Annotated in this window: 9 protein-coding genes; 4 read left to right on the forward strand and 5 right to left on the reverse strand. The window is 64.6% G+C overall.

The annotated features are described in order from the left end of the window. Together B3547_RS05105 and gatB are read left to right on the forward strand one after the other, a co-directional pair. A partial coding sequence (locus tag B3547_RS05105) for an amidase family protein (RefSeq protein WP_292960844.1) occupies positions 1-899 on the forward strand: 899 nt, incomplete at its 5' end. A 95-nt stretch (positions 900-994) separates the two neighbouring features. After that, complete coding sequence (gatB, locus tag B3547_RS05110; RefSeq protein WP_292960847.1) at positions 995-2488, forward strand: Asp-tRNA(Asn)/Glu-tRNA(Gln) amidotransferase subunit GatB; 1494 nt, start codon at positions 995-997, stop codon at positions 2486-2488. A 184-nt stretch (positions 2489-2672) separates the two neighbouring features. Here gatB and B3547_RS05115 read toward each other — a convergent pair whose 3' ends face one another. The 5 genes from B3547_RS05115 to B3547_RS05135 form a co-directional block, all read right to left on the reverse strand. Continuing rightward, positions 2673-3278: a hypothetical protein gene (locus B3547_RS05115; RefSeq protein ID WP_292960850.1), complete on the reverse strand. Its 606-nt coding sequence runs from the start codon at positions 3276-3278 to the stop codon at positions 2673-2675. A gap of 28 nt (positions 3279-3306) precedes the next feature. Then, a complete protein-coding gene (locus tag B3547_RS05120; protein ID WP_194919748.1) occupies positions 3307-3951 on the reverse strand; it encodes a hypothetical protein in 645 nt (214 codons plus the stop codon). A gap of 163 nt (positions 3952-4114) precedes the next feature. Beyond that, positions 4115-4411 (reverse strand): hypothetical protein, encoded by a 297-nt coding sequence (locus B3547_RS05125; protein ID WP_124807812.1) that lies wholly within the window; start codon positions 4409-4411, stop codon positions 4115-4117. Positions 4412-4458: 47 nt separating this feature from the next. Next, positions 4459-7374, reverse strand: coding sequence for a M16 family metallopeptidase (locus tag B3547_RS05130; protein ID WP_292960854.1), 2916 nt, complete (start codon positions 7372-7374; stop codon positions 4459-4461). 194 nt (positions 7375-7568) lie between these two features. Then, positions 7569-10043, reverse strand: coding sequence for a TonB-dependent receptor (locus tag B3547_RS05135; RefSeq protein WP_292960856.1), 2475 nt, complete (start codon positions 10041-10043; stop codon positions 7569-7571). Positions 10044-10527: 484 nt separating this feature from the next. On the opposite strand from B3547_RS05135, the gene B3547_RS05140 reads away from it, so the two are divergent. Both B3547_RS05140 and B3547_RS05145 read left to right on the forward strand, forming a co-directional pair. Further along, positions 10528-11133 carry a hypothetical protein gene (locus tag B3547_RS05140; RefSeq protein ID WP_292960859.1) on the forward strand — a complete coding sequence of 202 codons (606 nt, stop codon included), beginning with the start codon at positions 10528-10530 and terminating at the stop codon, positions 11131-11133. A gap of 162 nt (positions 11134-11295) precedes the next feature. Then, the coding region (locus B3547_RS05145) for a Clp protease N-terminal domain-containing protein (RefSeq protein WP_292960861.1) at positions 11296-12313 on the forward strand (1018 nt) is incomplete at its 3' end.

The raw sequence follows: 12313 nt of genomic DNA on the forward strand, positions 1-12313 counted from the left end.
GCATCAAGCCGACCTATGGCCGTTGTTCGCGCTGGGGCATCGTGGCCTTCGCCAGCTCGCTCGACCAGGCCGGGCCGATGGCGCGCGACGTGCGCGATTGCGCGATCATGCTGGAAGCGATGGCAGGGTTCGATCCCAAGGATGCGACCAGCCTCGATCTGCCGGTGCCCGCGTGGGAAGCGGGGCTCTCGGGCGACCTGCGGGGCAAGAAGGTCGGCATCCCGCGCGAATACCGCATGGACGGCATGGACCCGGACGTCGCGAAATCGTGGGACGACGGCATCGCCTGGCTGAAGGACGCGGGCGCGGAGATCGTCGACATCTCGCTGCCGCACACCAAGTACGCGCTGCCGACCTACTACATTATCGCGCCGGCCGAAGCCTCATCCAACCTCGCGCGCTATGATGGCGTGCGCTATGGCCTGCGCGAACTGCCCGACGGCGCGAACCTGCAGGACATGTACGCCGCCACGCGCGCGGCCGGATTCGGCGCGGAGGTCAAGCGTCGCATCCTGATCGGCACCTATGTGCTCTCGGCCGGGTTCTATGATGCCTATTACACGCAGGCGCAGAAGGTCCGCACGCTGATCAGCCGCGACTTCAAGAACGCCTTCACCGAAGTCGACGTGATCCTGGCGCCGACCGCGCCGACCGCCGCGTTCGCGCTGGGCGAAAAGAGCGACGATCCGCTGGCGATGTACCTGAACGACGTGTTCTCGGTGCCCGCCAGCCTTGCGGGCCTGCCGGCGATGTCGGTGCCCGCCGGGCTGGACTGCAACGGGCTGCCGCTGGGCCTGCAGATCATCGGCAAGGCGTTCGACGAACAGGGCGTGCTCAACGCCGGGCTGGCCATCGAGCAACGCGCGGGGTTCGCGGCCAAGCCGGCGAAGTGGTGGTAATGGACGTCACCCCGGCGCAAGCCGGGGTCTCGGGCCTGAAGGTCCGACCCAGATCAACGAGATCCCCGCCTGCGCGGGGATGACGGAAGAACGAGATGAACAGCTATCGCATTCAGGGCGCAACAGGGGATTGGGAGGTCGTGATCGGCCTCGAAGTCCATGCGCAGGTCACGTCCAACGCCAAGCTGTTCTCGGGATCGGCCACGGCTTTCGGGGCCGAGCCGAACAGCCAGGTTAGCCTCGTTGACGCGGCGATGCCGGGGATGCTGCCGGTGCCCAACCGCGAATGCATCCGCCAGGCGGTGCGCACGGGCATGGCGATCAACGCGCAGATCAACAAGTGGTCGCGCTTCGACCGCAAGAACTACTTCTACGCGGACTTGCCGCAGGGCTACCAGATCAGCCAGCTCTATCACCCGCTGGTGGGCGAGGGCACGATCGAGATCCAGCTCGACGACAAGGACCCCGAAAGCACCAAGACCATCGGCATCGAACGCATCCACGTGGAGCAGGATGCGGGCAAGCTGATGCACGATCAGCACCCGACGATGTCCTACGTGGACTTGAACCGCTCGGGCGTGGCGCTGATGGAGATCGTCAGCCGGCCCGACATGCGCTCGCCGGCCGAGGCGGGGGCCTACCTCACCAAGTTGCGCACGATCCTGCGCTATGTCGGCTCGTGCGACGGCAACATGGACCAGGGCTCGATGCGCGCCGACGTGAACGTCTCGGTCCGCCGGCCGGGCGAGCCATTCGGCACGCGTACGGAGACCAAGAACGTCAATTCGGTGCGCTTCGTCATGCAGGCGATCGAGCACGAGGCGAGCCGGCAGGTCGATGTGCTGGAGGCCGGCGGCAAGATCGTGCAGGAAACCCGCCTGTTCGATCCCGACAGCGGCTCCACCCGTTCGATGCGGTCGAAGGAAGACGCGCACGATTACCGCTACTTCCCCGATCCCGACCTGCTGCCGCTGGAACTGGACGATGCGTTCCTGGAGGAATGCCGCGCCAGCCTGCCCGAACTGCCGGACGCCAAGCGCCACCGCTATGAAACCGTGCTGGGCCTCTCGCCCTACAACGCCGGCGTGCTGACCGCTGACGTGGAAACCGCGCGCTGGTTCGAGAAGCTGCTGGCCGAAAGCGCGGGCAAGCAGGGCAAGGGCGAAGCCGACGTGGCGAAGCAGGCGGCCAACTGGCTGACCTCCGAACTGTTCGGCGCGCTCAACAAGCTGGGCCGCGGCCTCGAGGATTCGCCGGTCAGCCCCGAAGGCGCGGCCGAACTGCTGGCGCTGGTGGGCGATGGCACGATTTCCGGCTCGATCGCCAAGCAGGTGCTCGAAAAGATGCTGGAAACGGGCGACGGCGCCGCCGCCATCGTCGAGCGCGAAGGTCTGAAGCAGACCAGCGACACCGGCGCGATCGAAGCGGTGGTGGACAAGGTGCTGGCTGACAATGCCGACAAGGTCGAACAGTACCGGGGCGGCAAGGAAGCACTGTTCGGCTTCTTCGTGGGCCAGACGATGAAGGCCATGCAGGGCAAGGCCAACCCGCAGCTGGTCAACGAACTGCTGAAGAAGAAGCTGGGGTAACGTTCCGGCCCGCGCTGTGCGGGCCGGAACCCGCCAATCAGGATTTGGCCAGCGTGCGTGGCGCCTTGCGTTCGTTGTTGGCGTATTCCTGGAAGTTCTTCTTGAACACGGCGACCAGCTCGTCGAGCGCGGCCACGGCGTCTTCGCCTTCCTTGGGCGGGAACAGTTTCAGGCCGTTGCCGCCTCAGGCCTCGTATTCGAAGGCGATCTTCTCGCCGGCCCCGAAATCGCGCACCATGAACAGGGTTCGCAGCGAGCGACCGTAAATGGCGGCTTTCTGGTAGAAGACGTCAGCCACGATCAGTTCGGAATAGCACTTGCTCGGGGATTCCCCGCGGCGTGTCTTGACCGAGTTCATGGTGTGGCGGTCGACGGGTTGCGAATGCGTGATGATCGTGGTGCCGGGCGTCAGCTTCAGTTCCGTCCGCAGATCCAGCGCCTGCAGCGCATCCAGCTGGCTCGGACTGTCGAGGGCGCTGGCCAGCAGCGTGCGGTTGGTGGCATCCCGGTTGCCGTGGATCGCAGCATCCAGCAAGCCTCCGCCCAGCAGGCCGGTGGTCATCGAGGTCATTCGTTGCGCGGGCCAGATATGCAGTTCGCACCCATCCGCCGCGGCATCGGCAGGAGGATGCGCAATGACCTCGACCGGAGCCGGAGCGGGTTGAGCCGTGGCGGTCTGGTCCGACACGGCCGCCGCCGGGGTAGCCGCCGACCCCTGTTCCTGTGCGCAGACCTGCTGCACGCTGCCGGCAAGCAGCATCGTTCCGAGCACAAGGCCTGGATATTTCATTCGTAGCCCCCCTCTTATCCTGGTTCGGTCAATGTTTGCGCTTCGGCGGGGCGGCCAGCATCCTGCCGAAATCGGTCAGGCTTTTGCCAAAGGCCGCAGACAGTTCGGCGACAGCATCCGCGGGGTCCGCATCGCTTTTTGCCGGCGGGAACTGGGTGAGTTTCTCGGTCGCAATCGTGCCGAACGTGCGGGTCGGCGTATCGCCGGCATCAAATCTGCGGAAGCGCACGAGCGTCTTGAGATAGGCACCGCTGAAGACATCTGCCTGAAAGAAGACGTCATCGATGGCGAGTTCCGCGTAGCAGGGGGGACTGTTCGCGAGAATGCGGCCAACGGTGCCACGCAACACGCGGCTTTCCAGCGGCTGATCGTGCAGAACCGTCCGGAAGCCGGGCAGGCCGAGGATGGCTGGCAGATCCTGGCTGTTCAGGATTTCCACCTGTCGCGCGGTGGTCAAAGGCTGATCGGGCAGTTTCGGATAGCCAGGGCGGCCTTGGACGGAGCCGTCCACGATGCCGCCATGCACCCAGCCGTAGTAGGTAGAGCGCAACGGGCCGGATGGCCATACATGCAATTCGCAAAGGGCGGCGGCGGTGCCGGCGGTGCTTTCCGCCGCGTACGCCGCATGCAGCGGCGCCAAAACGGCCGCCAAGGCCCATAAAATCGTCCGCATCGTCGACCCCCCTGCAACGCCCAGTATACCTGTGGGGGAAAGCCAACAATGCCGATTTTACCTATCGCGTTTGCCGCGCAGTACGCTGATTGGCGCCATCTTCACGACGACGCGGATGGACACAAGTTGCGCCCATCCGCGTAAGGAATCGTGGAGACTTCGTTCAGGCGCGCGTCCCGTTCATCGGGAAGGTGCCGAACATGCCGGCGGTGACCGAACCAGTCAGCGCGTCACCATCGACGGTGGCCTTGCAGTCCAGCGTCATCGGCATCGGTACGGTCATCTTCATCTGCCAGGTCAGCGTGTTGCCATCGACCTTGCCGTTTTCCACCGCCATCGTGCCGGTGGGGCCGGCGTTGCTGCCGGTGAAGGTATCGCCGCTGACTTCGACGGTGAACTTGCTCGACTGATCGCCCATCGGCGTCTTGGTCACGCAATCATAGGTACCGGCAACAGACATGGTTCTCTCCCGTTAACGGCTCGCCGGCAAGCGCCGGCGACGCCCTCTCATTTGCTACCTACATTGCTGTCAATAGCAAGCGATTCGACTGGCAGGCCCAGCGCTTCCAGTTGCGGCCGCACCTTGGCGGCATCGCCCACCACCACATAGACCAGCTTGTCGGCCGAGATTGCGGCGCGGGCGGCGGCGTCCGCCTGCTGCGCGGTCATGCTGCCATAGCGGCCGGCGAGCGTTTCGTAGTAGTTGTCGGGCCGCTTGTTTTCGATGATCGAACTCACGCCATCGAGCACCGAGCGCGAGGTTTCGAACATGCCGGGCAGTTCACGCGCGCTGCCGCTGGTGGACCACTTGATCTCGTCGGCTGTCACGCCCTTCGCGCCCAGGAACCCGGTCAGTTCCTTGCGTAGTTCGGCGATCGCTGGGCCGGTCTGGTCGGTCTGCACCGGCGCGATGATGCGGAAGGGGACGCGGTCCTCCCGTTCGACCACGCCGCTCGACACGCCATAGGACCAGCCCTTGGTTTCGCGCAGGTTGGTGTTGATGCGTGAGAGGAAGTTGCCGCCGAAGATGTCGTTGGCGGTGCGCAGCGCCAGCAGGTCGTCGGTGCCCTTTGCGTCCAGCACTTCGCCCGTCATGATGACGGATTGAGGGGAGGCGGGCCGGTCTATCAGGATGATGCGCGGCTTCTGGACGGGAACCGGCACCGCGAAGTTCTTGACCGGGGCGGGTTCGGCCGGCGCTTTCCAGGCGCCGAAGCTCTTTTCCAGCAGTTTGGTGACTTCGGCCAGCGTGGTATCGCCGACCACGAAGACGCTGGCGGTATCCGGGCGGAACCACCGCTTGTGGAACGTGGCCAGATCATCGCGCGAGAGGCGCGCGACGACGGCCGGATCGCCGGTTCCGGTGGCGGGAATGCCATAGGGGTGCTGCGGCCCGTAGAGCGTCGGGTAAAGCACCCGGAACGCTAGCGAGGTGGGGTCCTTCATCTCGCCGCTGATCGCCGTGAGTTGCTGGGCACGCACGCGCTCGAGTTCGCGGGCATCCAGCGCCGGATGCTGGATATAGTCCGCCAGCAACCCCAGCGAGGCAGCGAGATTGGGCGTAACCGCATCGAGCTGGAACGACGTGGTATCGGGGTTCGCGCTTCCCGAGATGCTGGCGCCCAGCCGCTCGCGTGCCCGCGCGAACGCCGAGGAATCGAGCGTGGTCGTGCCTTCGTTCATCAGTTTAAGCAGCAGCGCTTCGGTGCCGAGCGCGTTCTTGGGATCGGCGGCATAGCCAGCGTCGAAGCTCACGCGCACCGATACCGCCGGCACGTCGGCGCGACGGGCGAAATAGACCTTCATCCCGTTGGGCAGGGTGGCGCGTTCGATCTTCGGGAACACCAGCGGGCTGAGCTGCCCCACGGGCGGAAGCTCCGACCGGTCGGGCGCGCTGGCCCCCGCGCCTGATGCCGAACCATCCGCAAAGCGCGGATCGCGCCAGAAGGCGGGGCGGGCGGACGGGCTCTTGGGATCGGTCAGGAAACCGCCACGGTGTTCGCCGCCTTCGGTGCGCGTGCCTGGTTCCACCGTCAGCGCGAATGTGGGACGCGAAAGCCATTTCCGGGTCACGTCGCGAACCTGCGCGGGCGTCAGCGCGGCCGCGGCGTCCAGTTCCTTGCGATAGGCGCCAGCATCGTGCTGGTAGAGCAGGCCTTCGGCGAGCGTGGGCGCCTTGCCGCTGCCGCCGCCCACCGATTCCAGCGCGCGGATCTGCCCGGCGGCAAACGTCGTCGCAGCGCGTTCCAGTTCGTCCTGCGTCGGCCCTTGGGCAAGGAACCGCGCCACTTCGGCATCGAGCGCGGCGCTGACCTTCGCCGGATCGGTGCCGGGCTTCACGTCGGCAAAGACCTCGAACTGCCCGCCCTGCGCGAAGATCGAGGTACTCGCCGATACCGATACGGCAAGCTGCTGCTGCCGGACGAGCGCGTCATCGAGCCGCGAGCTGGCAAGCCCGCCAAGAACCGCGCCCGCCATCTGCAGCGGCAGGTATTCCGGGTTGTCGAGGCCGGGGATCGTCCAGACGCGGTAGATGCGGGTGGTGGCGATCTGATCCTTGATCGTCTTGCTGACCGGCGCGGGCAACGTGGGCACCGGCACGGATACCGGCTGCACCGCCGGGCCGGCGGGAATGGCGCCGAACCATTTGACGACCTTGGCCTTGGCCGTGGCGAGATCGATGTCGCCCGCCAGCACGAGGATGGCGTTGTTCGGCCCGTAGTGGTCGCGGAACCAGCCTTTGACGTCTTCGAGCGAGGCCGAGTTCAGGTCGTCCATCGAGCCGATGGTGGAATGGTGATAGGGATGGCCCGAGGGATAGAGCGTCTCCAGCTCCTCGTACTCGACCATGCCGAACGGCTGGTTGTCGCCCTGCCGCTTCTCGTTCTGAACGACGCTGCGCTGGTTATCGAGCTTTTCCTGGGTGACCGCACCCAGCAGGTAGCCCATGCGGTCGCTTTCCAGCATCAGCGTGCGGTCGAGCGCGGCCGTTGGCACGGTCTCGAAATAGTTGGTGCGGTCGAACCACGTCGTGCCGTTCATGTCGGTCGCGCCGACCTGCTGCAGCGGTTCGAAGAAATCGCCGGGCGCATGTTCGGACCCGTTGAACATCAGGTGTTCGAACAGATGCGCGAAGCCGGTCTTGCCCTTCGGTTCGTTCTTGGAGCCGACCGCGTACCACACCGAAACCGCGACCACCGGCGCCTTGCGGTCGGTACTGACCAGCACCCGCAGGCCGTTCGGCAGGGTGAAGCTTTCGTAGGGGATGGTCACCCGGTTGACGAGATCGGCGACGGGGGCGGGCTTGATGGCCTCTGCCGGCGCCGGCTGCGCGGCGGCCGCGGGCTGCGTTCCGGTGAAAGCGAGTGCGGCGGCGATGGCGATGGCGGAGACGAACTGCGAAGCGGAATGCATGCGGGCCATGGGTTATCCTGTGGGAGACTCTGTATCCTTTGTAACCGTTTCAGAAACCGATGCCATACCGAAGCTGAACGGCGTTCGACGAACGACGTGTCCGTTCGTCGAACGCCGCTTGCAAACTTGCATACGCGAAAGGCCGGCCCGCGCGGAATGCGCGCGGACCGGCCTTCGGGATGCCTTGCGCCTTGGCGCGCGGATCAGAACTTCACGTTGATTTCAGCGCCCCAGGTGCGCGGATCGTTGAAGAAGCCGCTGATGCCGGCGGCGGCGCTGCCGGTCTTGTAGAACAGGTGCTGTTCGTTGAAGAGATTGCGCGCCCACACCGCCACCGTCACCTTCGCGCCGTTCGCTTCCATGGGGATGTCGGCCAGCGCGATGCGCCCGTTGAACACCAGCCCGGATTCCCCCTTCACCTGCGGGTAGCGCACCGCGCGCGTGTTGTTGTCGTAGTTCGCGTCGGTGTAGTTGACGTAGAAGCCGGAGTCGTAGTTGCCGTCGAGGTGCAACTTCAGCATCGCGCCGCCGGCCGTCACTTCGTGTTCGTAGTCGATCGATCCGCTGGCCGAATGCTTCGGCGTGTAAACCTGGTAGATCGGCACCGGCGTGGTGATCGGCACGCCGCCGGTCTGCGGGAACGGATTGACCGTCGGCGGGATGTGCACGCTGTTGTAGGCATAGCTGGCCGACAGGGTCAGGCCATCCACCGGCATCAGCAGCAGTTCGGCTTCCACACCCTTCAGGCGGCCCGTGCCGGGCGCGTTGACCACGTCCGTCGTGGTGCGGGTCGTAATCTGCGGCACGCCGTTGACGGTATCGACATAGAGGCCGCTGAAGTCGAGCTGGATGCTCTTGTAGGTGCCGGTGTAGGCGGCGATATTGAACCGGGCATGGCGGTCGAAGAATTCGGTCTTGGCGCCGATTTCGAACATCGACACCTTTTCCGGATCGAACGCGCGGTACGTCAGCGAGCGCGAGCTGGCGCCGCCGGAGCGGTAGCCCGTGCTCCACTTGCCGTAGAAGTGCAGGTCACGCGATGCATCGAACGCCAGGTTCACCAGCGGATCGACGCGCGACCAGCTGCGATCGAGCGCGATCGGACCGACCACGTTGACGCCGTTGACCGGGATCGAGGGCGCCGCGCCGTTGATGGTGAACAGCGATCCTTCCTTCTTGTCGCGCGTCCAGCGGGCGCCGACCGTCAGGTGGACCATGTCTTCCAGCACGGGCGGGGTGTACGTCGCCTGGCCATAGACGCCGATGCTGGTGGTTTTGACGTGGCTGGCGCGCTGCGTCACATAGCGGCAGCTTGAAACCAGTGCCTGATCGCAGATGGTATAGGCGGTGCCGGCCGCGTTGGTGAACATCAGCGTGTTGGGCGCCTGCGCGCTGTCTTCCACGCGTTCCTGGTAATAGAGGCCGCCGGCCTGGTACTTCAGCCGCGGCACTTCGCCGATCACCTGCAATTCCTGGCTGAACTGGTTCTGCCGGAACGGCGCCAGGCTGTAGCGGCCGAAGGCGAAGTTCTGGAAGCTCGTGACCGAGGTCGGGCGCTGCATGCTGGTGGCGACGGAGCCGTTGTCGAACTGGCTTTGCGTCATTTCGCGATAGCTGGTGATCGACCGGAAGGTCAGGTTCGGCGTAGCGATGTATTCCAGGCCAAGCCGCCCGCCTTCGGCCTTGCCCACGCTCGCCTGCTGCGGCGCTCCGACCACGGCGGTGGACGCGCGATCGGGCTGCAGGGTCAACAGCGGGGACAGGACGTTGGCCGGCACCGCGGCCGATCCCGACGCGGAAACGGGCAGGCCGAGCGGCGCCGAAATCTGCTGCATGTACAGCGTGCTGGTCGCGTCATAGCTGTTGTCGTAAGACAGGTCGGCGCTGAAATTGCTTACCGGCTTCCACAGCGCTTCCACGTGAACGCCGTGCTTGTCATAGGAATTGAAGCCCAGCTGACCCGGCATCGGGTTCTTCACGAAGGGGTTGCGGCGGGCAATCACGCCATCGACCTTCAGGCTGATGTTCGCGAACTCCGGCAGATCGACATGGACTTCGCCCTTGTACGATCCATAGTTGCCGGCGCCAGCCGTGGCGTTCAGCTTGAACTGGCCGCTGGGCTTCTTGGTCACGATGTTGACCGCGCCGCCCATGGTGTTGCGGCCGAACAGCGTGCCCTGCGGACCTTTCAGCACTTCGATGTTCTCCACATCGAACAGCGCGGTGCCAAGGCCCTGCGCGCGGCCCATGTACACGCCATCGACATAGACGCCCACGCCCTGATCGCGCGCGGGCTGGTTCGAATCGGACAGCACGCCCACGCCGCGGATGTTGACGATCAGCGCGCCGGGGCGCGAGAAGAACGGGGCGACCTTCAGCGAGGGAATGGCGCCGTCACCCAGATCGAGCAGCGAGGTGACATGGCGGTCGGCCAGGCCCTGGCTGGTGAGGACCGAAATCGCGATCGGCGTTTCCTGCAGGTTTTCCCGGCGCTTCTGCGCGGTCACCACGATTTCGGAAAGCTGCCCGCCGCCACCGGGCGCTTCGGCGTCCGGGCTTTGCGTATCGGCCGCCGGTGCGGCCTGGTCGTCGGACGCGGCCAGCGCGGGCGTGGCCAGCAGGGTGGCCAGCGCAAGGCAAGAGGCGCCCAGCGCCAGGCGCGGTTGAAATGCGATCATGATTGTCCCCCTGGGATTTGAACCGCCCGACCCGATCGGGCTCCCGGGCGGCACCTAGGGGGCGCAGGTTGCAGTTCGGCGCTGCTCCGGTGACGGTGATCTGACCGACTTGTTGCGATGCAGCATTTTGAGGCGCGTTAGGATGGGCTAACGCGTTGGCCGGGTGGGGTATTCTTGGCGAGAGTGTGAAGGCGACTTTCCGGCGGACGCCTGCGCGTCGATTGGCGGCGCAAAAAGGGTGACAAGAACGGTGTATGGAGAGATCCAAATGCCAATTAGGGCAACGCCGCCTCGCGATCGAATCAACCGAGTTAAATTCGGTTGCCTAATCGTGGTCCGACTGGTGACGCGCCTCGGAAGTAGAGGTAGGAAATGCTGCTGTCGTAAGTTTTTGGACTGGACTCTTTCGTGGGCTTATGTGGCTTACGAGGGTGTTTCGCGTCAGGCGTAAAGCGTGGCTTTTTCAATTTGATCGGTGTTATTGATGACTGTCCCGGTGCTGACCCCCGTCGAGGAACACATCGCCTTCCATATGGCCATAGGACAGGCGATTACGCATTGGGCGCATGTTGAGAACGGCCTATTCAACATCTGCACTGTCGCTTTTTCCGGCGTGCCGACAAAGGTCGTCGGTGCGTCCTTCTACGCAATCGATAACTTCAGAACGAAGCTGGCATTTACGGACAATGCAATTGCGCAATCCAATACGTTCAAAGAGCTGATCGAGGACTGGGCAAGATTGCGTGAACAGGTTCGTGCTTTGTCCTCAACGCGTAACAAGATCGCGCATTGCCGAACTATCGGATTCTATGGAGCAAGTGCGGGGCGACGATACGCGATCGTGCCAATCTCATATAAGGAGCCGAAGATCAAATCTAAGAGGCCATTGCCGCCAAGTGGATCACTCTGTGTCAGAGATATTGATCTAGTTTCAAGGCAATTTTCTAGAACTTCCAATCTTTTATTGGATTTGATGGCGAAAGCCCAAGGGGGCCAATGGCTGCCAGCAGAACACGCTCCACCAGAACCGCAACTCCGCTCTCTGAAGGACATTAGAAGCCTGATAGACGCAGCGCGTTCCCAACGGTGAGAGGCATCGTCTTAGTAATTTCAATTCTCGAACTGCCACGCAGTTACGGGGCGTATCGACAGCTAGCTTTGTCATGAATGTCATCACCCAAAATTTGACCCATGTCCTTGTGTTGCCCAAACGCAACACTATCTCTGGCGCAACAGGAGGACATTAGACCCCATGAACCTCGAGAAATTCACCGATCGTGCCAAGGGCTTCCTGCAGGCGGCCCAGACCGTGGCCATCCGCATGAACCATCAGCGGATCACGCCGGACCATATCCTGAAAGCCCTGCTGGAAGATGGCGAGGGCATGGCGTCCGGGCTGATCCAGCGCGCCGGCGGCAATGCCGCGCTGGCGCAGGCCGAAGTCGACAAGGCGCTGGCGAAGATCGCGGCGGTGTCCGGCTCCGGCGCGCAGCAGACGCCGGGCCTCGACAACGATGCCGTGCGCGTGCTCGACCAGGCCGAGCAGGTCGCCGCCAAGTCGGGCGACAGCTTCGTCACCGTCGAACGGATGCTGGTGGCGCTCACGCTCGCCACCACCACGGCGGCGGGGCAGGCGCTGAAGGCGGCGGGCGTCACCGCGCAGGCGCTGGAAGCGGCGATCACCCAGTTGCGCGGTGGCCGCACGGCGGACAGCGCCGGGGCGGAAAACGCCTATGAGGCGATGAAGAAATACGCGCGCGACCTGACCGAGGCGGCGCGCGAGGGCAAGCTCGATCCGGTGATCGGCCGCGACGAGGAAATCCGCCGTACCGTGCAGATCCTCGCCCGGCGCACCAAGAACAACCCGGCGCTGATCGGCGAGCCGGGCGTGGGCAAGACCGCGATTGCCGAGGGACTGGCGCTGCGCATCGCCAACGGTGACGTGCCCGAATCCCTGCGCGACCGGCGGCTGATGGCGCTCGACATGGGCGCGCTGATCGCCGGGGCGAAGTATCGCGGCGAGTTCGAGGAACGGCTGAAAGCGGTGCTGGACGAGGTGAAGGGCGCCGAGGGCGAGATCATCCTGTTCATCGACGAGATGCACACGCTGATCGGCGCGGGCAAGACCGATGGCGCGATGGACGCTTCCAACCTGCTCAAGCCGGCGCTGGCGCGGGGCGAACTGCACTGCATCGGCGCGACCACGCTGGACGAGCACCGCAAGTACGTGGAGAAGGACGCCGCGCTGGAGCGCCGTTTCCAGAAGGTGC

The sequence above is a fragment of the Novosphingobium sp. UBA1939 genome (assembly GCF_002336885.1).
GTDB lineage: Bacteria > Pseudomonadota > Alphaproteobacteria > Sphingomonadales > Sphingomonadaceae > Novosphingobium.

Excerpts from the sequence above, each read along its gene's own strand:
- gatB (WP_292960847.1), top strand. The coding sequence starts at position 995 with ATGAACAGCTATCGCATTCAGGGCGCAACAGGGGATTGGGAGGTCGTG.
- B3547_RS05120 (WP_194919748.1), bottom strand. The coding sequence starts at position 3,951 with ATGCGGACGATTTTATGGGCCTTGGCGGCCGTTTTGGCGCCGCTGCAT.
- B3547_RS05115 (WP_292960850.1), bottom strand. The coding sequence starts at position 3,278 with ATGAAATATCCAGGCCTTGTGCTCGGAACGATGCTGCTTGCCGGCAGC.
- B3547_RS05135 (WP_292960856.1), bottom strand. The coding sequence starts at position 10,043 with ATGATCGCATTTCAACCGCGCCTGGCGCTGGGCGCCTCTTGCCTTGCG.
- B3547_RS05125 (WP_124807812.1), bottom strand. The coding sequence starts at position 4,411 with ATGTCTGTTGCCGGTACCTATGATTGCGTGACCAAGACGCCGATGGGC.
- B3547_RS05140 (WP_292960859.1), top strand. The coding sequence starts at position 10,528 with ATGACTGTCCCGGTGCTGACCCCCGTCGAGGAACACATCGCCTTCCAT.
- B3547_RS05130 (WP_292960854.1), bottom strand. The coding sequence starts at position 7,374 with ATGGCCCGCATGCATTCCGCTTCGCAGTTCGTCTCCGCCATCGCCATC.